This is a genomic window from Lysobacter sp. HDW10 (assembly GCF_011300685.1).
Classification (GTDB): Bacteria; Pseudomonadota; Gammaproteobacteria; order Xanthomonadales; family Xanthomonadaceae; genus Solilutibacter.
The window spans coordinates 1,146,299-1,168,286 of the sequence record NZ_CP049864.1 but is presented as its reverse complement, the minus strand read 5'-3'; the positions used below and the strand labels follow the sequence as shown (position 1 = coordinate 1,168,286).

Below are 21,988 nucleotides of genomic sequence, written 5' to 3'. Positions count from 1 at the left end.
CGCCCTACTCCGCGAGATACAGGACGCCCGCTTCGTCTACTTCCAATTGCACAGGCGTCAGTGAGGCGCCGATACAAGGTCCGCCCACACAGCGTCCGTCTGCCAAGTCAAAAGTGGCACCATGCACGGCGCACATCAGGAGGCCGTCTGGCGTCCGCAAGAACTCACCCGGCGCATAGTCCAATCGCCGCCCGGCATGCGGACACACATTGAGCCATGCCTGCACACGCGCCGCCTCACGCAAGACGATGACGGATTCCAGCTCGCCTGCGATAGTCAGCTCGATCTCGCTGACCAAGCCCTCTGAAAGCTGTTCGAGTTTCGGTGCGTTTTTCATGACGCAACCCTAGCAGTTATCGTGTTCAAATGTCCGTACTCGCACGTTGGGGTACGATATTTCCCGAGCCGCTAACAGGAGCAAGACATGGGCATGATGACTGAATTCAAGGCGTTCATCGCCAAAGGCAATGTGGTCGACCTCGCCGTCGGTGTGGTGATTGGCGCAGCGTTCGGCAAGATTGTGACGGCACTTGTCGATGGCATCGTGATGCCCATGTTGAGCATGGTCACCGGGGGCGTCAGCTTCAAGGACTGGAAGCATGTCATCACGCCCGCGATCACTGACGCCACGGGTAAGCAAACTGCCGCGGAAGTGGCCATTCGCTATGGCGAGTTCATTCAAGTCTGTATCGACTTCTTGCTGATTGCGTTCGTGATCTTTCTCTTCATCAAGGCCTACAACCGCATGCGTGAGCCCGCAGCTGATGCGCCGCCCGCAGAAGACGTGCTGCTGTTGCGCGAAATTCGCGATGCTTTGAAAAAGTAATTCTCCATACGCCATCCTCCGGTTGTGCAACGAGGCATGTCTGGCTGTTAGGCTTGGTTTGCTCGTCTCATCACCGGAGGTTTTTCATGCGCGTGTCTCATCTTTCTGCGGCGTTGCTTGTTGCGCTGGGTCTCAGTTGGTCGTCTGCAACCCTTGCCTCGGAAACGCGAATTCCCGATTCAGTCGTTAAAGACGCCACGGCATTGCGCGATCGCGCACTGCAAGACAACACCTCGTGGAAAATCGTCGAGTCGCTGACGAGTGAAGTCGGCCCGCGCTTAGCAGGCAGTGAAGGCGACGCGCGCGCCGTTGCGTGGGCCAAGGCGAAGTTCAAGGCGCTCGGCTATGACAAGGTGTGGACGCAAGATGTCACATTCCCCAAGTGGGAACGACGCAGCGAACATGGCGAAGTCCTAGGCCGCAGCTCGCAAGAATTAAAGCTTACGGCCCTTGGCGGCAGCCCTGGCGGCACGGTTCAAGGCGAAGTTGTTCGCTTTGACGACTTGAAGGCGTTGCAAGCCGTGAAGCCCGGCAGCTTGAAAGGCAAAATTGTATTCGTCGATATCTTGATGCCGCGCGCGCGTGACGGGCACGGCTATGGCATCGGTTCGACGGTACGTCGCGCCGGACCGCCCGCTGCCGCGCGTGCCGGTGCTGTCGGGTACGTCATGCGTCCGGCAGGGACAGACTGGCACCGAAATCCGCATACCGGCATGACGCGTTTCGACGATCAAACCCCTATTCCGTCTGCATCGCTCACGAATAATGACGCCGATCAACTCGCCCGTTTGGTGGCATTGGGCAAGACTGAAATCAAAGTGGCGCTCGACTGCGGTTTCAATGGCATGTACACCTCGCAGAATGTCATCGGCGAAATCACAGGCACCACGAAGCCCGATGAAATCGTTGCATTGGGCGGACACCTCGACTCTTGGGACTTGGGCACGGGTGCCATTGATGACGGCGGTGGCGTGGCTTTGACCATGGCCGTCGGTCATCTCATCAAGCAAATGAAAATCAAGCCGGTTCGCACAATTCGCGTCGTGGCGTTCGCGAACGAGGAACAAGGCTTGTTTGGCGGCCGCGTCTATACCGAGTCGCAACAGAAAGACATCCGCAAACACCAAATGGTGATGGAGTCAGATTCGGGCCCTGGCATGATTTATGCCTTCGGCGGTAACTGGGCACCCGAGGCCGGGGCTGCGGTCAAGCAGATGTATGACGTCATCGCGCCTTTGGGCATTGCCTACGAACCGTTGAAAGGCAGTGCGGAATCCGAAATGGGCTTGATGCAGGCACGTGGCGCGGCGTCTGCTGCGTTCTCACACGATGCCAGCCTGTACTTTGATTTGCATCACACGCCGGACGACACGCTTGACAAGATTGATCCGAAAGCGCTTAAGCAAAACACCGCCGCGTACGCAGCAGTGGCTTTGATGGCCGCAAATGCGGAAGGCAGTTTGGGGAGCGGCCCGGAGATCGCCAAACCGGAACGCTGAGCCCACATCAATCGCGTCGGCGGTACCACTCGGACAAAAACACCGCAGTCGCCGACGCGACATTCAAGCTTTCAACGGCACCTGTGCCGGGAATTGAAACGCGCAGGTCACATGCATTTGCCAAGCCTTTGTGCATGCCTTGCTGTTCTGCGCCCATCACGTAGATCAGTTTGTCGGGCAGCGCAGTGTTGAACAGGTCGGCGCCCTCACGCACGAGGGTTGCTGCCAATGAAAACCCTGCCGCATGCAAGGCTTGAATGGCGTGCTTGGCATCTGCAGGCAAGCGAACGACCTGTATACACTCCGCACCACCTTCCGCCACGCGTGCGGAAGCGCCTGAAATTGGATTGATGGCGACAGACTCAATCAGCACGGCGCGCACACCGAAGTGCGCGGCGTTACGCAAAATTGCGCCGAGATTGTGCGGGTTTCCGACGCCGTCCAACCAAATTGCACACGCAGACTTGGCGTCTTCAATGGATGCCAACCAAGTGATCAGATCAAGTTCCGTAGGCGGCGCCACATCTGCCACCACGCCCTCATGATGCGAGGTCTGCGCGAGCTTCGCCAAGTCGCCTTCTTCAACCACGCGATAACCCACGCGGTGCTGCACACACCACTTCAACACCGCTTTCAAATCCGTCAAGCGTGTTTCAGCCAGGTAGAGCTTACGCAGACGTTCGGGTGACTTGTCGAACAACGCAAGCACTGCATTCAAACCATGCAAACGCAACTCTTTGGACTTTGCATTGCTCGGTCTTGTGGGCTCGCTTGCACGCGCGCCGCGCGCGCTTTTCCAAATATCTTCACTCATGCGTGTCCACCTACGATTGGCGTTTTGCTTTCCAAATCTTCAAGCGCATTGGCAACGGTATCAGGCGATTGCGTATGCGGTGCAATTAACGCATAGAACGCAGGTACGACAAACAACGAAAGCAAAGTCGAGATCGAAACACCGAAGATCACGACGACACCGATCGTGGCACGACTGGCAGAACCCGGACCACCGGCAACGACCAGCGGAATCGCACCCGCCACCGTGGCAATCGAAGTCATCAAGATCGGACGCAAACGCACCGCTGACGCTTCGACGATTGCGTCCTGTACGCTTCGACCTTCGTCGCGAAGCTGGTTGGCAAACTCGACAATCAAAATACCGTTCTTCGCTGCGAGCCCGACCAACATCACAATGCCGATTTGTGAGAACAGATTGAGCGTTCCGCCGGTGATCCACAGGCCGAACAATGCACCAAGCACGGCGAGCGGTACCGTCAACATGATGACGAACGGATGCGCGAAGCTTTCGAACTGCGCGGCCAGCGCCAAATACACAATCAGAAGCGCCATTGCAAAGGTCAAGATCACTTCTCCGCCGGAATCTTGCAGTTCCTTGGCTTCACCCTTCCAACTGATTTGTGCGTGTTCCGGCAGGCTCGTGCGCGCCGTTTCCTTCGCCCACGCGACGGCATCGCCTAGGCGTGCATCGGGGGCCAGCCCCGCACTGATCGTAATGGAGCGCAGTCGGTTAAAACGATTGAAGTTCGCCGGCTCAGCGATCTCCTTAAGCGTTACAAGGTTAGCCAACGGGACCAAACTGCCATTCGCCGCTCTCACTTGAATGGCGGCGAGATCTGCTTGCGAGGCGCGTGCATCGCGCTCCGCCTGCAACATCACATCATATTCCTGTCCGTTGTCGACAAAGGTCGTCGCACGCACACCGCCCATCATGGTCTGCAAAGCAGAGCCAATCGCCTGCGGCGTGACACCGAGCACCGAGGCGCGCGCATGATCAATGATCACGCGCATTTGCGGACGTGTTTCTTTGTAATCGGAATCCGCGCCCGTCAAACCCGGATAGCTGTTGATCTTGTCCAACATGATGTCGCGCCATTGCGCGATCTCTGCATAGTCGGGGCCGCCTAAAACCATCTGGAAGGGCTGGCCACGCGTGCGCACCAAACCGCCACCGACTTGCGTGCGGACTTTCACCGCGGTATTGCCCGCAAATTTCTTCTGTAGTTCTGCTGCAATGTCTTTAGTGCTCTCGGTACGCTTGTCCCAATCTTCCAAGAAGATCGTGGCGCGTCCGGTATGCATTTCTTGCGAAGCGCCGAAGCTGCCGGGCACACGCGGGTTGGCACGCTTGATGGGTTTACCTTCACCCGTCTCACCGGCCAACACCTTCTCAATCTTGTGCATTTGATTGACGGAGTAGTCGAAGCTGGCACCTTCGGGCCCTTCCATCACCAGCTGGAACGAACCGCGGTCTTCAGCCGGTGCAAGTTCGCTCGGCAAGAATTTGAACAACGCGGCCATTGCAACGCAAGCGACGACAACAATGGCTGCAAACATGCCGAAACGATGCACATGACGCGACAAGATGCCGTGGTAGGCGCGCGCAACGGAATCAAAACGTGCGCTCAACCACTCACTCGCCTTATTGTTCTTGACTGCATGCGGCCCGCTGTGTGGCTTCAACAATTTAGACGCCATCATGGGCGTCAGCGTGAGCGCAACGAACGCTGAAATCATCACAGCCGCCGCCATCGCAACGGACAACTCACGGAACAAGCGCCCCGTGTTGCCTTGCAAGAAACCTACGGGCACGAAAACGGCAATCAGCACAGCCGTCGTCGCAATCACCGCAAAGGCCACTTGCGCCGTGCCACGTTTGGCGGCCACCAAGGCCGGCTCACCCAAATCCACGCGTCGCTGGATGTTTTCAACGACCACAATGGCATCGTCCACCACCAAGCCGATACACAACACCAAGGCGAGCAGCGTCAACAAGTTGATCGAAAACCCGAACGCGTACAAGGCGATAAATGACGCGATCAAACACACCGGCACGGTCACCGCCGGAATCAAGGCTGCGCGCACACTGCCCAAGAACAACCAGATCACGATCAAGACCAAGATGATCGCTTCCACCAAGGTCGCGTACACGCGCTCGACGGCTGCTGAAATAAAGGTCGTGTTGTCGAACGCCACATACATCTCGGTGCCTTGCGGCAAGGTGGCATTGATCTCTTCAATGGCCGCACGCGCTTCAGTGGCGACATCCAAGCTGTTGGCAGTCGAGGTTTTTACGACACCCAAACCGATGGCTGGCTCACCATTGCTGCGGTAGTAGGCGCGCCGCTCTGAAGATTCCAAGCGCACGCGCGCAACGTCAGAGAGTTTGACCACATAACCATCTGCACCCCGTGCGATGGGCATGTCGGCAAACTTTTCAGGCGACACGTAGTCACGCTGCACACGCAAGATGAAGTCGCGGTCTTTCGACTCCATACCGCCCGCGCCGAGCTCCACGTTTTCGCTCGCCAAGGTGCGACGTACATCGTCTGAGGTCAGGTTGCGCGCGGCGAGCGCGTTGCCATCCAACCACACGCGCATGGCATAGCGTTGTTCACCACCGATACGGACTTGCGCCACGCCGGGCAAGCTCGACAGGCGATTTAAGACATAGCGACGTGTGTAGTCGGACATCTCCAGCGTGTCCATACCGGACGAACGCATGTTGAGCCAAATAATCGGATCCGAATCACTCTCAACTTTTGAAATTTCGGGTGCTTCGGCTTCATCCGGCATGCGATCTGCAACGCGACTCACGGCATTACGAACGTCGTTTGCAGCGCCTTCGATATCACGCGAGGCTAGAAACTCAATGCTGATCCGAGAACTGCCGTTTTGGCTGCTCGATTCAATTGTGTTGATGCCTTCGATGCCAGCCAACGCATCTTCCAATGACTGCGTAATGCGTGACTCGACGACGCTCGCGGATGCGCCCGGGTACGACACTTGCACCGAAACGATCGGCGGGTCGATGGCTGGCAATTCGCGGAGCGTCAGTCGCGTGAACGACATGATGCCAAGCACGATGAGGAGCATGCTCATCACGACGGCCAACACCGGCCGTTTAATCGAAAGCTCTGAAATCTTCATCGCTTAGCGTGCCTGCGGGTTTGCGGCCGGCTGACCGGCTTCGCGCACCTTTGCGCCCGCTTTCAGTTTGCCCACACCTTCTACAACGATTGTGTCGCCGGCTTCGATACCTTCTTTCACTTGAACTTTGCCGGGAATTCTGCCGCCAACCACAATCGGTGCTTTCACGGCGGCGCCACCGACCACCTTCCAAACATAGGTTTCGTCGCCGACTTGCATCACGGAAATTTCAGGCACAACAATCGCCGGGCGTTCGCCGCGCGCCACGCGCACTTCCACCAGCATGCCCGGTTTCAAAGCACGATCTGAATTGGGAAAGTTTGCGCGCACAGTCGCCGCGCGTGAGGCAACATCCAAACGAGACGCCACCACGCTGACGGTGCCGTTGAAAACACGGTCGGGCCAACCCGCTGTTCGACCTTCTACCGCTTGTCCAGCGCCCAGCCCTGAGAGTTCGGTTTCAGGCACGGGGAAGTCGACATACACCGAGGACAGATCATCCAAAGTGGTAATGACCGTGCCCGGCGTGACCAATGCGCCCGGACTCACTTCACGCAAGCCTGTGACGCCGGCAAACGGCGCGCGAATGACACGATCCGACAAGTTGGCGCGGATGGTTGCTGCTTGTGCGCGCAACGCATCTCGCGAGGCCTTTTGCGCATCGATCGTCGCACGCGCAATCAATTGTTGCTGGCCGAGTGCGGCCAAGCGTTGGTAGTTCTTTTCGGCATCGTCCGCTTGCGCCTCAAGGGCTGCCAATGCGGTGCGTTGCTGCTCACCCGTCAAGGTGACCAAGGGCGCACCCCGGCGCAACGACTGACCACTCTCAAAGTGGACCGCTGACACCACTTCGCTCACCTTCGCGGTCACGGTGATGGATTCGTGCGCTTTGACGGTCCCCAACGCTTGCAGCGTGTCCAACCAAGGCTGTGCCCGGACAGTTTCCGAGACGACACCTATCGGCGCAGAATCGCGCTTGCCTGGGCCTTCGGAGGTGGATTTTTTGCATGCCGTGACGGTAGTAGCCAACAGCGCCGCAGTCAGAAACATGAATATGCGGCGTGATCGCCAACGTGATTTGGTTTGCATGTGCAAATTCTAAGCTCGGGGGGTGTCGCGGGTTTAGGCCACAAGTCATATCAACGCACAACACAGGTCACACGTTGACGTTTAATCTGGTAAATCCCCCCATCTATGGACTCCGACTGTGATTTACGACAACGTTTTGGACACCATCGGCCGTACGCCGATTATCCGCCTGAACAGAATCGCACCCGAAGGCATAGAGATTTTTGTGAAGGCCGAGTTTTTCAACCCGGGTGGTTCGGTCAAAGATCGTCTTGCGCACGCGATTTTGTTGGATGCAGAAAGTAAGGGCCTGTTGAAACCAGGCGATACCGTCATCGAGGCCACCTCTGGCAACACCGGTGTGGCCCTTGCGATGGCATGTGCGGCACGTGGCTATCGCTTCGTTGCTGTGATGACTGAAACCTTCTCTATTGAACGTCGAAAGTTGATTCGCGCGTATGGCGGCAAAGTCATTTTGACAGCCGCTGCAGAACGCGGCACCGGCATGGTGAAGCGCGCCAAAGCACTGGCCGAGCAACACGGTTGGTTTTTGGCAGATCAGTTCGGCAACCCAGCGAATCCGGCGTACCACCGCAACACGACAGCCGCGGAAATCTTGCGAGATTTCGGCGACCGACGCCTAAATCACTTTGTGACAGGCTGGGGCACGGGCGGCACGCTGACCGGCGTGGGTGAAGTATTGAAGGTCGCACGGCCCGACGTCCGCATCCACGCGGCCGAACCGGCCGTTGCGCCTTTGCTTTCAGGCGAGGCGTGGTCACCGCACAAGATCCAAGGCTGGACACCTGACTTCATTCCCGACGTCTTGAACCGCAAGGTCACCGATCACCTGTGGAAGATCGAAGATGTTGAAGCGCGCGACACCGCACGTCGATTGGCCGCAGAAGAAGGCATCTTTGTGGGCCTATCGAGCGGCGCAACCGTCAACGCCGCACTCAAAGTGGCAGAGACCGCTGCAAAGGGCGATGTCATTTTGGCGATGTTGCCCGATACCGGTGAGCGATATTTGTCCACCTTCCTGTTTGAAGGTGTCGAAGAAGGCTCCGACGATGCGTGGTTGGCATCGCAATAAAGTTCGAGTCATGCCGCAACGGAAAACGCCGGCTTTCGCCGGCGTTTTTCTTTACGTCGATTGCTGGGGAATTAGCCTTCCCACTTGCCTTGCGCAGCCAAGCCGTTATCACGCGCACGCGCGTAAACGGTGTCTTGTGCCTTCGACCAGTTGCCGGTCATGTCTTGCGACCACAACTTCAATGCCGCTTGTTGCATGGCGCGGCCGTAAGAGAACGATAGTGGCCAAGGATTCGGACCCATGCGATTCATTGCATCGAGGTGCGCCGTTGCTGCTTCGTCGCTTTGACCACCCGACAAGAACACGATGCCCGGCAAGATCGCCGGTACGGTCGACTTAAGACACATCAACGTGGCTTCAGCCACTTCTTCAACGCTGACTTGGTCCGGGCAATCCTTACCCGGCACAACCATCGAGGCCTTCAGGATGGTGCCTTCAAGTGCAACGTTGTGTTGGTACAGCGCATCAAACAAAGTACGCAGGGTGACTTCTGTGACTTCGTAGCAGGTTTCGATATCGTGATCGCCATCCATCAACACTTCCGGCTCAACCATCGGCACGATGCCGGCTTCTTGGCAGAGTGCCGCGTAGCGTGCCAAAGCTTGGCAGTTGGCTTCGATGCAGGTGCCTGACGGCGCATCTTCAGAAATTGTGATGACAGCGCGCCACTTGGCAAACTTTGCACCGAGCTTCGCGTATTCCTGCAAACGTGCGCGCAGGCCGTCCAAACCTTCTGTGATCACTTCGCCCGGGAAGCCGGCGAGCGGATGGGTGCCCTTGTCCACTTTGATGCCCGGGATCATGCCGTTGTCGGACATGTACTTGGCAAACGGCACGCCGTCCTTGGTGGATTGACGCAAGGTTTCGTCAAACAAGATCGCGCCCGACAGATATTCGTTTGCGTTCGGGGTGGTCAGCAAGAGCTCGCGGTAGGCGCGACGGTTTTCTTCGGTGCACTCAATGCCCACGCCGTCGAAGCGCTTTTGGCAGGTGGCCGAGGATTCGTCGATGGCAATGATGCCCTTGCCCGGTGCCACCATGGCACGTGCGATTTCAGAAAGCTGTTCAATGCTCATAAGCGTCCTACAGGAGGGTGAGTTCAACCGCCTATTATAGCCCGTTAGGCGTACAAATCGACCTCGCCACTCGGGCGTGTCTTGAAGCGTTTGGTGCCCCAGTCGTAGGCCTCAGGACATTCCCGCAGCTTGCTTTCAACCCATTGCGTAAACCGCAAGGCATCTGCTGCGCCGTCCTTTGACGGAAAGTCTGCCCAAGGTGACTCAAAGGTCACTTCATAGCGCCCATCCGGGAGCGGCTTGGCCCAACCAGGTATCACCGCGCCCCCTGCGCGCCGAAGGATGACAGACATGGAATCCAACGTAGAGGCCTGCACACCAAAAAATGGCACAAACACATTTCGTGTCCTGACATTGACGTCAGGCGCATAAAAAGTGCCGTCGCCACGGCGAACGGCAGCGGTAAATCCGCGGACATCATCGCGTGCGATGACGCCGCCCAAATGCTGTGTCCGTTGTGCGTTGACTTCGTCGTCCAGGGCTATGTTCCTAAAGGCACGCACCATCGGCAAGATCGACACCCCCGACAACTGCCTCACCATGCGCATATGCTGCTCGCCGCCAGGATAGTGCGCACACAAAACGACGACGCCCTCGCCCTTTCCAAATGCGGCCAAAAGATGCGCTTCACCGACTAGGCGATAGTTGTCTTCAATATCAAACGTTGGCGCATACCATGCGTGCAAGCCATCTAGAACACCTTTCGCATTCGCCACCAAGCTGGCATTCAACAGTGTCTCGCGCTCTGCAGCGGTCATCTCCGGAAAACAGAGCGCAATGTTGCGCGCCATGATCTTTCGGCGTTTTTTAATCAGTGGTTTGATGACGGGCATAAGGCGCTGTGCCCACCTCAAACGTGCAGATGCGCTCATCCGTGCAAAGCGACGCGCAAACCAGCGAAACAGAACGAGTTTCAAATCTACCATGGCCGCATTTTGCCACGGCACATCATGATTTCAGCCGTCAACGCGCGTTGGCCAAAACTCAATAGCCTTTGCTCGCAGCATTGGGGTGGTAAGCACCTGAGCTCAACGCGCGCTTTTCTGCGGCCGAGCGACGCTCTTCGCGTGCCTGCTCTTGGTACATGCGATCCAATCGCGTTCGAACGGCTTGTTGATCTCCAGCCAGTGCATCACGTCGTTCTTTTAAGGCTGCAGCGACATCATTTAGTGCGCAGTGCGCTCGAATTGCCGCGAGACTCTCACCGCTTCGCTTGCCCTTGAACGCAAACGTCGCAACGGTGTCCACGGGCACCGCCTGCGTTACGCCCGGCTTAGGTGCAAAGCGCCACGTGCTCACTGCAAGTGACGCTGCACGCGCATACGGATCCAAATACTCAACGTTTTGATTGGCTGCTTTGTTGTTGCTCGTCCAGTTGTGAATGACCGCGAAGTCACTGGTCGACCCATCGGGTTGAATGCGATAGCCCAACGCAACACACACACTGTCACCCATGCCTTGCGCTTCCGCCGGATATCCGGGGGCACTCAAGGCATGACCCGGAGCGACATCCCAGTCACGGCTGATTTCACCTTCATTCGCAACTTTTGTCGCTGTGGTTTGCGCGACAGATACCGTCGAAAGGACACAAGTCAAACAAACAGTGAGATGAGCGAAGCGCATAGAAATGTCTCCCTGACGTGGCCCTTATCTCGGCGTGCGAACGCGCTCCGAGCGACTTTGATCGACCATCTTTCGTTCAAGCAATTTGTGGTTCAAGCTTTTGTCGTCTGACACCTTCTCGCGTGCTTTTTCAATGGCGGCTTCAAGGTCAGAGACTGCGCAACGGCTCCGCAAGGTTTTTGAATCCATGGCCGACTTTTGGCTCATGAAGGTAATCGTTGCGACGGTGTCCACGGGTTGCGGTTTAGAAACGCCGGATTTGGGCGTGAATTTCCACTGGCTCAACGCTGCGACCGCCGCTTGACCAAACGTATCGAAATAGCCCGACTCAGGTTCTACGCCACCTGCGCTGCTTGTCCACGTCTGCAGGGTCGTGAAATCGCTCGTTTGACCATTTGGCTGTACGCGATAGCCAATCGCTACGCACACATTATCGCCACGCTGCGCATACGCCTCTGGATATCCCGGAGCAGCTAAGGTTTGACCCGGCGCCAAAGTCCATGCATCTCGGATCCCGCCTTCATTTACAACGCGCACGTTGCGGTCATTCTGTGCACTTGCTGTCGCTGCCGCCAAGAAGCACGCGATACCAATCAGATTCATTTTTTTCATGAGTTGCCCTTGTGTTCGATGGTTGTTCTAAAACGTGTCATCCAGATCAGCGTTGGAAGTGATCCAACGGGTAATCAAACACGAAGCGATTGTTCTCACGCCATTCGCGTTCGATGTTTCCCAAATAATTGGACTTGTTCATGTCAGGGTCCATTGCACCCATGCGCCGCAATCGACCTTCATACGCAGCAAGATTGTCGACTTTGCAACGCGCGCGAATTTGCTGGATGTTATCGCCGCCCTTAGCACCCTTGAAGGCAAACGTTGCAATCGAAACCGCGGCATCTTGTTTACCGGTCGACGTACTCACCTTCGGGACGAAATGCCAATGACTCACTGCTTCTGCGGCAGCGCGTGCATAGGGGTCTAGATAGGCATCATTGCTGCGCGCGGCGCTGGTATTGCTCGTCCAATTGTTCAAGACAGCAAATCCACGTGCTTGCCCATCAGGCTGCACGCGATACGCCAAGGAAATACAGACGTTGTCGCCGCTGCCGGCTGCCGCGAATGGATAACTTGGCGAGACAATTTTTGTACCGGGTGCGACGTTGTAGTCAAGACCTAACGCGCCCTCGTCGTACAAATGCACCCCTTTTGAATCTGCGCACACGCCGACGACCGGTGCACACCCCAACATCAGAACTGCAAGCCACTTCATATAGTCACCATCCGCGCTTTGCCAATCCCCCCGAATATACGCGGAATTGTGCAAAAGCGCGTGTGCTCTACCCGCCTATTCGATGACGCATTAAGTCTGTGACAAATCACCCAAACCGGCAGCATTGCCTGCTTCATCGACGACCAGAAGTCGCAAGGTGTTGGTGGCACCCAACTGCTCCATGGCCTCGCCACTGGTGAACACCAAGCGCTCGCCCACCTCCAGCGCACCTTGATCAAACAAATATTTGATCGCGCTACGTGCGGCCTCTCTTGGCTGCAAACCGCTTGTATCCAAGGCCACCGGAAAGACATCACGCATCAGGCGCATACGCCGACGCGCGTCTGCGTGATTTGAGAACGCGAAGATCGGCACGCGTGAACGGAATCGCGACAGGAAGCGCGCCGTGCCCCCACTTTCCGTCAAGGCAACGATGGCGCCCACGCCGATGTGTTCAGTGAGGAACATGGCTGCCATGGCGATGGCCTGATCCGCACGATCCAAACCGCGCTTTGCCGAGGTGTAATCAGCGTCAACTTCCAGATTTTCTTCAGCACCGACGCAAATGCGCGCCATGGCTGCAACGGCCTCCACCGGCCATTTTCCTGCGGCCGTTTCCTGCGACAACATCACGGCATCACTGCCGTCGATGACAGCGTTCGCCACGTCCAAAACTTCAGCACGCGTAGGCAACGGACTGTCTACCATCGACTGCAGCATTTGCGTGGCCGTGATGACGATTCGATCTTGTGCCAATGATTCTTTGATGATGCGCTTTTGCAAGCCAGGCAAGGCGGCATCACCGATTTCCACGCCTAAGTCACCGCGTGCCACCATGACAACATCGCTTGCAGCGATGATTTCACCGAGATTGGTAATGGCTTCAGCGCGTTCGATCTTCGCCACCAGGGCAGCTTGGCTTCCATGCGCACGCGCCACGGAACGCGCTTCTTCCATGTCTTCGGCATTGCGGCAGAAACTGACTGCAATGAAGTCCACGCCGATACTCGCAGCGATGGCAATCAGTTCACGATCACGTTCTGTGACGGCCCCGAGCGACAATCCGCCGCCCAGCTTGTTGAGACCCTTTTTGTTTGACAGCACGGATGTGTTCAGCACGCGCGTAATGATGCGTTGGCCTTCAATGGCCTCCACTTGCAACTGCACCATGCCGTCATCGAGCAACAACACATCGCCTGCATTGAGATCGTTCGGCAAGCCGAGATAGCTGACGCCAACAAACTGCGTGTTGCCCAAAGGGGCATCAGCTTCCGCCAGCAGATCAAAACGCTGACCTGCGACAAGTTCGACGCGGTCGTTTTCAAAGCGTTCTACGCGAATTTTTGGGCCGGGCAAATCCGCCAGAATGCCGGTTTCACGTCCAACCGCTTTCGACGCGGCACGCACACGTTCGGCGCGCGCGATTTGTTCGCTGGGATCACCGTGTGAGAAGTTCAGTCGAACACAATCAACGCCTGCGTTGAGCAAGTCTTCCAAGACGCCGGGCGCATCGGTGGCGGGGCCCAATGTGGCGAGAATGCGCGTGCGTCGAAGAACTTGCATCAGCCTGCCTTTGCTTCTAGCGCAGCCACCGCGGGCAGCGTCTTGCCTTCAAGGAATTCAAGGAAAGCACCGCCGCCCGTCGAGATATAGCTTACCGATGACGCAATACCGTACTTGTCTACAGCGGCCAACGTATCGCCGCCGCCTGCAATTGAAAATGCGGGGCTTGCTGCAATGGCGCGCGCCATCGCTTCTGTGCCTGCGCCGAATGCATCGAATTCAAAAACACCCACGGGGCCATTCCAAACCACCGTACCCGCATTTTGGATCAGGGCAGCATAGGCCTTTGCGGTTTCCGGACCGATGTCCAAGATCATGTCTTCCGCTTGCACGTCTTCAACGCGCTTGACCGAAGGTGTCGCTGTTGCACTGAATTCCGACGCAACCACCACGTCGGTCGGAATCGGAATATCCGCGCCGCGCGCTTTGGCATCGGCCATGATCTTGCGTGCGGTGTCGATCAGATCGGGTTCTTGCAAAGACTTGCCGACAGGCAAACCCAAGGCCGCCAAGAAGGTGTTGGCAATACCACCACCCACAATGAGCTGATCCACTTTGCTCACCAAAGCACCCAACAGCTCAAGCTTGGTGGACACTTTGCTGCCTGCAACGATGGCCAAGAGCGGACGCGCAGGATGGTCAAGCGCTTTTGCCAAAGCATCGAGCTCGGCCATCAGCAAGGGACCGCCTGCAGCGGTACGGGCAGCTTGAATGACGCCGTGCGTGGATGCTTGCGCGCGATGTGCAGTACCGAATGCGTCCATGACAAATACATCGCACAGCGACGCATATTTTTTTGACAATGCCGGGTCGTCCTTGCCCTCGCCTACATTCATGCGGCAGTTTTCGAGCATCACAAGTTGACCCGGTGCAACTTCCACGCCATCCAAATAGTCACGCAGCAATGGAATCTCGCGACCCATGAGTTCGCCCAGGCGTGCAGCTACCGGTGCCAATGAATCGGCTTCACTCCACGTGCCTTCAACCGGTCGACCCAGATGCGAAGTGACCATGACGGCGGCGCCGCGCTCAAGCGCCATCTTCAGAGTAGGTATCGACGCCAAGATGCGCTGATCCGAGGTGACCTTGCCGTCATGAATCGGCACATTGAGGTCTTGGCGGATCAGCACGCGCTTACCGGCAAGATCAAGATCAGACATTCGAATGACAGACATGGCACCTTCCTTGGAGTGTTTCGGAAAAGCCATTGTCACCGGATGCGGGCTTGGGTTCAAACCGACGTATCGGGGTGCATCGGTAGCGACTGACGTCGGTTTGGGCGCTGCGGATCAAGATTCAGCCCGTACATCAGACTTTGCGCGATGCGCTGGGCGAATCCGATGAAAATTTCGGCCTTTTCTTCGCCAAGATGCTGCTTGGCTGTGTGGTGCCACAGCGACAGCCAGTACTCAAAATGCTCGGCCACGATGCGGTGCGGGCGATGCGCGGCCATCGGATTGCCGCGATATTCACGGGTACCCAGCACGACTGCGGACCAAAACTTCACCAAGGTCGCCTTGTGTTCGTCCCAATCATGCACGGCAGGATTGAACACGGGGCCGAGTACCGGGTCCTTGCGTACGTGTTCGTAGAACGCATCGACCAGCAGCTCGATGTCTTGACGTGTGATCTCGGGTGGCACGGTTTCCATGAGCCGATTATCTCTCGGTTCTTGCGGCCTTCAATTGACCTAAGTCAGCCACCTACGCAATAGAAGCAAAAAACCCCGCCTTTCGGGCGGGGTTTCAGACTTGTACAGAAAGCGAATCGGCTTAGCGGTAACCGTCTTCCGTCGGGTCGTTGACGATCTTGACCAAGACAGCGCGGCTGTCGAAGTCCGAATTCGAGGTGAATTCCAAGCGGCCGAGACCCTTGTAGACGCACTCGGTGCGGTACTTGTCACCGCCGAAGTGGAACGGGATCCAAGCCTTGCCGGTGACGAATCCGCCGCAATCTGCGTCACGTTGGCCGATCAGGTCAGACACTTGTCTTTGCGGCATGCCGATTTCCAGCTTGCTAAACGCTGAGCCAGCCTTCGCTTCACCGATGATTTCGCCTTCGGTGCCATTGCGACCTTTCACTTCACGTGCCTTGCCCAACTTGCTGTCGTCGGTATCCGCAAATGCACCCGCCGAGAACGCCAGCACCATGCCAGCAAATACACTTTTCACAAGCAACTTATTCATCGTGTTCTCCTTCCCCGAGTTGGATCGGTTCCGACTGTTGGGGTAACCGTCGGAACGCGTTGCGCTACATTTTTTTCGATTATGCGCGAAAAACCAGCGCCGAAACGATTTACTTCGCTGCAACAACCTTGACCATTTCGAGGCACTTGTTGCTGTAGCCCCATTCGTTGTCGTACCAGCTCACCAATTTGACGAAGGTTTCGTCAAGCTGAATACCGGCTTCTGCGTCGAAGATTGAGGTGCGTGCGTCACCGCGGAAATCGGTGGCGACGACCTTGTCTTCGGTGTATCCCAAGACACCCGCCATCTTGCCTTCACTTTGTGCCTTCATTTCTGCACAAATTTCGGCATAGGTTGCCGGGCTGTTGAGTTCAACGGTGAGATCGACGACAGAGACGTCGGAAGTCGGTACGCGGAACGACATGCCGGTGAGCTTGCCTTTCAGTTCCGGCAAAACCACACCCACGGCCTTTGCGGCACCGGTGGACGAAGGAATGATGTTTTCAAGAATGCCGCGGCCACCGCGCCAATCTTTGTTGCTCGGTCCGTCAACCGTCTTCTGCGTGGCCGTCGCGGCGTGCACGGTGGTCATCAAGCCACGCTTGATACCCCACTTGTCGTTCAGGACCTTGGCGATCGGCGCCAAACAGTTGGTGGTACACGAGGCGTTCGAGATGATGGCTTCACCTGCGTACTTACCGCAGTTCACCTTGTGCACGAACATCGGTGTGTCGTCTTTTGCCGGGGCCGACATGATGACTTTCTTAGCACCTGCATCCAAATGCTTTTGGCAGGTTTCTTTGGTCAGGAACAAACCGGTCGATTCGATCACGACATCTGCGCCAACCTCGCCCCACTTCAATGCGGCCGGGTCGCGTTCTTGGGTCAGGCGGATCTTCTTGCCGTTCACCACCAAGTCGTTGCCGTCGACCGACACGTCGCCTTCGAAGCGACCGTGCACAGAATCGTACTTCAGCATGTAGGCGAGATAGTCCGGTTCCAAAAGGTCGTTGATGCCGACGATTTCGATGTCGTTACCGAAATTCTGAACCGCCGAACGGAACACGTTGCGGCCGATACGACCGAAACCATTGATGCCGACCTTGATGGCCATTGGACTCTCTCCTGATGGGAAGTTGCGGAAAAATGCAATTTTAGCCTGTTTCGCTCGCGTGCTCCCGCCGCCGCGCGCACCTGCAACCCCGTTTCGGTATGCTTTTGCTATGAAAATGAAAACCGCACATCTGCTCCTTCTGGCCACCGTCCTTTTGGCCGCGCCCGCCATCGCTTGGGCTCCGCTCGGCCACCGCTTAGTGGGAGATCTCGCCCAGCGCCAGTTGACGCCCACCGCGCAACGCGAAGTCAAACGCCTGTTGGCCGGCGAAAAAGAGGCCAGCTTGGCCGGCGTCGCCAATTGGGCCGACCAATTACGCACGCTCGACCCTGTGCGATTCAAGGCGACCTCAAAATGGCATTACGTGAATCACGCCAATCAACAATGTGTCTTCAATGCCGAAGCCGACTGCAAAGATGGGAACTGTGTGGTGACGCAAATTGATCGGCAATTGGCGATCTTGAAAGACGCAAGCCAACCGATTGCGGCGCGACGTGATGCCCTGAAATTCGTCGTGCACTTGGTGGGCGATGTGCACCAGCCCATGCATTCAAGTGACCATGGCGATGCCGGCGGCAACGCGTATCAAGTCAGCTTGAAAACGCGTGTCGAACCCGAAGCCTATGCCAAAGACAAGTACAAGAATGGCGTGATGGGCACCAATCTGCATTCGATGTGGGACTACTACGTGCTCGGCGAAACGGGCCTGAAGTCGCGCGAATATACCGACAAGCTTTGGGCAGCCACGCAAGGTCGTCCGCGCGCGACGCGTGTCGGCAACCCGGCAGAGTGGGCACAAGAGTCGTGTGAACTTGTAGACGCCTGGGGCGTGTATCCCGAATCGCACGAGGAAAACAGTGAGGCCTATTCAAAAGCCATGCGCCCACTGGCAGAGCGCCGCGTTATGCAGGGCGGTTTTCGATTGGCGGTTCTGCTGAACGCTGCCTTGGATCCCGCGTATCGCGCACCGGTGGATATGCCGCAGAAATGAGTCGTGCCCCGAACGGGGCACGTGCTTCATTCAAACCTAAGGCGCTTGCTGGTTGTTGCGCAAGCAGGCACGTCGCGTACCGACGTGGATAAAGCAATTACGGCCTTCTGCTGCTTTGGCCGGTATTCGCGTTTGTTGGCTGTCGCATTTCTGAAGACACAGTCAACGCCTTGATGCGTCGCTGTTCGCTCTTCATCACCAACGCATCGCGCGCCTGCATTCGCGATTCCAATTTGTCGTTGCTGGCGGATTGCTCTGCTGTCGTTGCACATCCTGCTGCCAGGATCACCACACTCACTACAACGCTAAAACGGACTAGGTACTTCATTGCCGCGGTCTCCTTTGGTTAAAGTATCTTCGCAAATACATTTGTAACGCATCGCAGGAACTAACGGGGACTGACGGAGCCCGAAGAAGACCCACTTGCCGGACGCTCCATGGCGTTATTCATGCGCGCCTGCCCCACACCACTCTGTCGATGTGCATCACTCCGATTGGCAAACGAAGTTGCCGCTCTTGCGCGAGCCTCGTCTTTGGATGAGGCTTGCGCCGATTTTTCATCGGTCGACGCACAGGCGACGATGGTCAAAGTGATCAGTACCGTCGCAATCATTCCGAGTGACTTTCTCATATAAGCTCCTTCGCCTATGCCGCGCGCTTCGGCTCGTCTTGAACCCTGCTTGGCGCGGACAGTCTCAATATAATCTCCGGCGTTCGTCTCACGTGAAGAAATCGGAAAACTCCTACACCGTCCGCGCGTAGAGTCGTTACGCTAAGGAAGGTCCACGCGAATTTCGAACCATGCCTACACTCTTCACACCCCTGTCTGCCGCCTTGGGCGGACTCATGATCGGCCTGGCCGTTCTCGTCTTGTATTTCAGCCTCGGCCGCATCGCGGGCATCAGTGGCATTCTCAACAAAGCCATTGAAGACCGCGACGACCGCCTTTGGCGCTGGGTTTTTCTGGTTGCCTTGATGATTGGCGCCGTTGCCATGTTCAAGGTGTTCGATTTGCGCGCCGGTAACGCGGTGGTGTCCATGCCATGGCTCATTGCGGCCGGACTCTTGGTCGGCGCGGGCACACGATTGGGCAATGGCTGCACGAGCGGTCATGGCATCTGCGGCCTGGCTCGGTTTTCGAAACGCTCGGCCGTTGCAGTGGCCGTCTTTATGGCGACCGGTATGTTGACGGTGTACGTCCTTCGCCATGCCCTGTGGGGTGGCGCATGAGCACGCACACAAGACTCGAGAAGATCCTTGCCTCAGCCGTGGGCGGCTTGCTATTTGGCGGTGGATTGGCCATCTCGGGGATGTGCAATCCCGACAAAGTGCTCAACTTTCTAGACGTCGCTGGCGCTTGGGACCCGACCTTGGGTGTTGTAATGGCCGCGGCGTTGGCTGTCGCTGTGCCGGCATTTGCTTGGGCACGTGGCCGAGGGCACCTGCCGCAAGCCGACGGCACGCGCAAAATTGATCGCCGCTTGCTCCTCGGAAGCGCACTTTTTGGCATTGGCTGGGGTATCGCCGGCGTTTGCCCGGGCCCAGCGCTTGCCAATCTCGCCGGCTGGGGGAATGGCGCGCTGGTCTTCGTGCTTGCGATGGTCGCAGGCTCGCAAGGGGTTAGGGCACTAGACCGCAAGTCGCGTCAATAAGGTCTCCGAGCATAGATTAGGGACTATTGCGCGAGCTGCGCTCCGCCGCTTGAAGAGCCATCGAAGCGCGATTTTGCTTTTCATTTCGCTTCAGCGACTCGGTGAACTTAAGCTTGCTCTCGAATTCGGCACGCGCACGCCGAGATGAGGCTACACGTGCGGCGTCAGACAAGGCATTTTGTGCATCTACTGCGCGGGCACTTTCTGCCTCTGCGCGAATGCGAGCCGCTTCTGCTTGCGTGGCAGCGTCACGCGCGGCGCGTTCAATGCGCTCCGCATCCATTCTGACCTTATCCGCTGCGGCGCGTTCGATGCGCTCCGCATCCATTCTGACCCTATCCGCTGCGGCGCGTTCACTTTCTGCACGCGCTTGTGCACGTTCTTCAACGCTGGCGCGACGCACATTGTCTGCATGCATCCGCGCCTCATCGGCAGCACGTCGAGCTTCTGCTTCGACAGCTTGGGCACGGGCCTCTTTGCTTGCGCGTTCAGCAGCCGCGCGCGCCCTTTCAGCGTCTTCTGTTGCGACACCTTGCGGATCGGCCGCCTCATTGGCGGCGCGTGCGGCCTCTATTTTTTGCTTGTCGATGTTGGCCGTCGAAGGTGTCGATGGCGCGGGCCCCGACACAATGGTGTTTTGGACAACGGGGATCGGCGGCACGGGCGTCGCTTCAACGTCGGGTGCCGTGACGGTGTGTTTGATCTCGAGCGTCGTCGGTTGCGCGGCCCATGCCATGAATCCGAACCCGACAAGCGAAAGACCCACCAGACACATACCCAAGGTTCGGAGCTCGGTCGACGGCGATTTTGTTCGAAGTTGCATGATGCGTTCCTTGAGTGGATGAAAAGCAGACCATTGACAAGCAACAGGCGCCTGCATGGGTGCGAGTTGCGCTTTTAGAATCAGCTCACCGTAATGCCGAATCAAATTCGGAAACCGTTTGCTCACATGCGCGTCGCAGGACAATTCTTGATCGCGTCGCATCTGCGTGGCCGCAAAACGTACCATCGGATTGAACCAGAAGACGCAAAGGAGCAGTGTGCTCACGCCATTGACCCAATGGTCCTTCATTGCCAAATGCATACGCTCGTGCGTCAAAAGCAATGTGTACTCTTGCGGCGTATAGAGTTGATTGGCGTTTGGCGGCATCACGATGCGTGGCTTGAAAATGCCGATCGCAACGGGCAATCCAGGGTCATGCTCGGCCTCAAAAACGCCACGCATTGAAGTCTTACGGAGCTGCCCCATCGCGCGCGTAAAGCGGCGTTGGTGACAGAACAAAATGACCGTAGATGCGAGAACACCTGCCAGCCACAGACATGACACGACAATCCATGCCGACGGGGGCATGTCGATGAACGCATCAAATACAGATCCATTCGGGATTGACGTAGTTTGTATGAGTGGCTGAAGCATTTGCGCCTCAGTTAGGGTTTGAGTGCGCGCGGGGAGCAAAGTTGAAAGTATGACAATGGGTACGGCTGCCCAACTGAGATAGGCCACGTGCGGACCAAATACTTGTCGCAGCGGATGTCGCAAGCAACAGATAAGCGCCATGGCGAGCGTGCTTGTCCAAAGTGCGGGCCAAAGTAGAGGTGGAAGACCAACGAGAGTGCTCATGAGTCGATCTCGTCAATCAGTTTGCGCAGCTCCGCGATATCAACTTCGCTTAATTTTTGGTGCTTTGAAAAGTGCGCGACCAACGGTGCAACGCGACCATCGAAGAGCCTGGTAAGGACACTTTCGCTTTCACGCGCAACCCATGCTTCACGCTTCAGCACGGGAGAATAAAGGTATCTGCGACCGTCCTTCACTGCTTCAATCGCACCTTTGTTCAGCAATCGATTCAACAGCGTTTTAATCGTCGGCTCAGCCCACGCATGGGTTTGAGATAGCGCATCGACGACGTCTTCTGAACCGAGCGGCGCTCGCTTCCAGAGAACTTCCATCACTTGGGACTCGGCGTCACTAATCTGCATGAGCGATTACACCTGTAATTTCAAGTTAGATTACACCTGTAATTGCAAATGTCAACAGCAAAGAAAAGCGGCGCATTTGCGCCGCCTCGATGTTCTGAAATG

At 56.9% G+C, this 21,988-nt stretch carries 24 protein-coding genes; 6 read left to right on the top strand and 18 right to left on the bottom strand.

From position 1 onward, the window contains the following. Positions 1 to 4 precede the first annotated feature (4 nt). Positions 5 to 337 carry a Rieske (2Fe-2S) protein gene (locus tag G7069_RS05540; RefSeq protein ID WP_166295129.1) on the bottom strand — a complete coding sequence of 111 codons (333 nt, stop codon included), beginning with the start codon at positions 335 to 337 and terminating at the stop codon, positions 5 to 7. 87 nt (positions 338 to 424) lie between these two features. Here G7069_RS05540 and mscL point away from each other — a divergent pair, with 87 nt between their 5' ends. Together mscL and G7069_RS05530 are read left to right on the top strand one after the other, a co-directional pair. Then, the gene (gene mscL / locus G7069_RS05535) at positions 425 to 826 is read left to right on the top strand and encodes a large-conductance mechanosensitive channel protein MscL (RefSeq protein WP_166295127.1); all 402 of its coding nucleotides are present in this window, start codon (positions 425 to 427) and stop codon (positions 824 to 826) included. An 86-nt stretch (positions 827 to 912) separates the two neighbouring features. Continuing rightward, positions 913 to 2,325 carry a M28 family peptidase gene (locus G7069_RS05530; RefSeq protein WP_166295125.1) on the top strand — a complete coding sequence of 471 codons (1,413 nt, stop codon included), beginning with the start codon at positions 913 to 915 and terminating at the stop codon, positions 2,323 to 2,325. Positions 2,326 to 2,332: 7 nt separating this feature from the next. On the opposite strand, the gene G7069_RS05525 is transcribed toward G7069_RS05530, so the two are convergent. The 3 genes from G7069_RS05525 to G7069_RS05515 are packed head-to-tail and all read right to left on the bottom strand — an operon-like array spanning position 2,333 to position 7,359. Then, positions 2,333 to 3,139 (bottom strand): TrmH family RNA methyltransferase, encoded by an 807-nt coding sequence (locus G7069_RS05525; RefSeq protein ID WP_166295123.1) that lies wholly within the window; start codon positions 3,137 to 3,139, stop codon positions 2,333 to 2,335. Next, positions 3,136 to 6,270 carry an efflux RND transporter permease subunit gene (locus G7069_RS05520; protein ID WP_166295121.1) on the bottom strand — a complete coding sequence of 1,045 codons (3,135 nt, stop codon included), beginning with the start codon at positions 6,268 to 6,270 and terminating at the stop codon, positions 3,136 to 3,138. Before G7069_RS05520 ends, G7069_RS05525 begins: the two co-directional genes overlap by 4 nt. Before the next feature lie 3 nt (positions 6,271 to 6,273). Then, a complete protein-coding gene (locus tag G7069_RS05515) occupies positions 6,274 to 7,359 on the bottom strand; it encodes an efflux RND transporter periplasmic adaptor subunit (protein WP_166295118.1) in 1,086 nt (361 codons plus the stop codon). Positions 7,360 to 7,477: 118 nt separating this feature from the next. On the opposite strand from G7069_RS05515, the gene cysK reads away from it, so the two are divergent. Beyond that, positions 7,478 to 8,431 (top strand): cysteine synthase A, encoded by a 954-nt coding sequence (gene cysK, locus G7069_RS05510; protein WP_166295116.1) that lies wholly within the window; start codon positions 7,478 to 7,480, stop codon positions 8,429 to 8,431. A 71-nt stretch (positions 8,432 to 8,502) separates the two neighbouring features. On the opposite strand, the gene G7069_RS05505 is transcribed toward cysK, so the two are convergent. From G7069_RS05505 to gap, 10 genes are all read right to left on the bottom strand, one after another. Continuing rightward, positions 8,503 to 9,507: a class I fructose-bisphosphate aldolase gene (locus G7069_RS05505; protein ID WP_166295114.1), complete on the bottom strand. Its 1,005-nt coding sequence runs from the start codon at positions 9,505 to 9,507 to the stop codon at positions 8,503 to 8,505. A gap of 44 nt (positions 9,508 to 9,551) precedes the next feature. After that, positions 9,552 to 10,433, bottom strand: a complete 882-nt coding sequence (locus tag G7069_RS05500) for a hypothetical protein (protein WP_166295112.1) — start codon at positions 10,431 to 10,433, stop codon at positions 9,552 to 9,554. Positions 10,434 to 10,491: 58 nt separating this feature from the next. Then, entirely contained in the window at positions 10,492 to 11,130 is a 639-nt protein-coding gene (locus G7069_RS05495) for a hypothetical protein (RefSeq protein WP_166295110.1), read from the bottom strand. Positions 11,131 to 11,154: 24 nt separating this feature from the next. Continuing rightward, positions 11,155 to 11,742 (bottom strand): hypothetical protein, encoded by a 588-nt coding sequence (locus G7069_RS05490; RefSeq protein WP_166295108.1) that lies wholly within the window; start codon positions 11,740 to 11,742, stop codon positions 11,155 to 11,157. A 46-nt stretch (positions 11,743 to 11,788) separates the two neighbouring features. Further along, positions 11,789 to 12,400, bottom strand: a complete 612-nt coding sequence (locus tag G7069_RS05485; protein ID WP_166295106.1) for a hypothetical protein — start codon at positions 12,398 to 12,400, stop codon at positions 11,789 to 11,791. 90 nt (positions 12,401 to 12,490) lie between these two features. Then, positions 12,491 to 13,966: a pyruvate kinase gene (gene pyk / locus G7069_RS05480; RefSeq protein ID WP_166297580.1), complete on the bottom strand. Its 1,476-nt coding sequence runs from the start codon at positions 13,964 to 13,966 to the stop codon at positions 12,491 to 12,493. After that, positions 13,963 to 15,138 (bottom strand): phosphoglycerate kinase, encoded by a 1,176-nt coding sequence (locus G7069_RS05475; protein ID WP_166295104.1) that lies wholly within the window; start codon positions 15,136 to 15,138, stop codon positions 13,963 to 13,965. Before G7069_RS05475 ends, pyk begins: the two co-directional genes overlap by 4 nt. A gap of 56 nt (positions 15,139 to 15,194) precedes the next feature. Next, positions 15,195 to 15,614, bottom strand: coding sequence for a group III truncated hemoglobin (locus tag G7069_RS05470; RefSeq protein ID WP_166295102.1), 420 nt, complete (start codon positions 15,612 to 15,614; stop codon positions 15,195 to 15,197). Positions 15,615 to 15,735: 121 nt separating this feature from the next. After that, a complete protein-coding gene (locus G7069_RS05465; RefSeq protein ID WP_166295100.1) occupies positions 15,736 to 16,149 on the bottom strand; it encodes a hypothetical protein in 414 nt (137 codons plus the stop codon). A gap of 109 nt (positions 16,150 to 16,258) precedes the next feature. Continuing rightward, positions 16,259 to 17,263, bottom strand: coding sequence for a type I glyceraldehyde-3-phosphate dehydrogenase (gene gap, locus G7069_RS05460; protein WP_166295098.1), 1,005 nt, complete (start codon positions 17,261 to 17,263; stop codon positions 16,259 to 16,261). 109 nt (positions 17,264 to 17,372) lie between these two features. Between gap and G7069_RS05455 the strand changes: the two genes are divergently transcribed. Further along, positions 17,373 to 18,254, top strand: coding sequence for a S1/P1 nuclease (locus G7069_RS05455; RefSeq protein WP_240912489.1), 882 nt, complete (start codon positions 17,373 to 17,375; stop codon positions 18,252 to 18,254). 97 nt (positions 18,255 to 18,351) lie between these two features. Here the strand turns inward: G7069_RS05455 and G7069_RS05450 are convergent, their stop codons facing one another. Together G7069_RS05450 and G7069_RS05445 are read right to left on the bottom strand one after the other, a co-directional pair. Then, the gene (locus tag G7069_RS05450; RefSeq protein ID WP_166295096.1) at positions 18,352 to 18,582 is read right to left on the bottom strand and encodes a hypothetical protein; all 231 of its coding nucleotides are present in this window, start codon (positions 18,580 to 18,582) and stop codon (positions 18,352 to 18,354) included. 60 nt (positions 18,583 to 18,642) lie between these two features. After that, the gene (locus G7069_RS05445) at positions 18,643 to 18,885 is read right to left on the bottom strand and encodes a hypothetical protein (protein WP_166295094.1); all 243 of its coding nucleotides are present in this window, start codon (positions 18,883 to 18,885) and stop codon (positions 18,643 to 18,645) included. Positions 18,886 to 19,055: 170 nt separating this feature from the next. On the opposite strand from G7069_RS05445, the gene G7069_RS05440 reads away from it, so the two are divergent. Then, positions 19,056 to 19,484 (top strand): YeeE/YedE family protein, encoded by a 429-nt coding sequence (locus G7069_RS05440; protein ID WP_166295092.1) that lies wholly within the window; start codon positions 19,056 to 19,058, stop codon positions 19,482 to 19,484. Then, positions 19,481 to 19,906 carry a DUF6691 family protein gene (locus tag G7069_RS05435; protein WP_166295090.1) on the top strand — a complete coding sequence of 142 codons (426 nt, stop codon included), beginning with the start codon at positions 19,481 to 19,483 and terminating at the stop codon, positions 19,904 to 19,906. Before G7069_RS05440 ends, G7069_RS05435 begins: the two co-directional genes overlap by 4 nt. A 16-nt stretch (positions 19,907 to 19,922) precedes the next feature. On the opposite strand, the gene G7069_RS05430 is transcribed toward G7069_RS05435, so the two are convergent. Both G7069_RS05430 and G7069_RS05425 read right to left on the bottom strand, forming a co-directional pair. Further along, positions 19,923 to 21,464 carry a M56 family metallopeptidase gene (locus G7069_RS05430; protein ID WP_240912658.1) on the bottom strand — a complete coding sequence of 514 codons (1,542 nt, stop codon included), beginning with the start codon at positions 21,462 to 21,464 and terminating at the stop codon, positions 19,923 to 19,925. Between the two features lie 59 nt (positions 21,465 to 21,523). Next, complete coding sequence (locus G7069_RS05425) at positions 21,524 to 21,886, bottom strand: BlaI/MecI/CopY family transcriptional regulator (protein ID WP_166295086.1); 363 nt, start codon at positions 21,884 to 21,886, stop codon at positions 21,524 to 21,526. Positions 21,887 to 21,988: the final 102 nt, after the last annotated feature.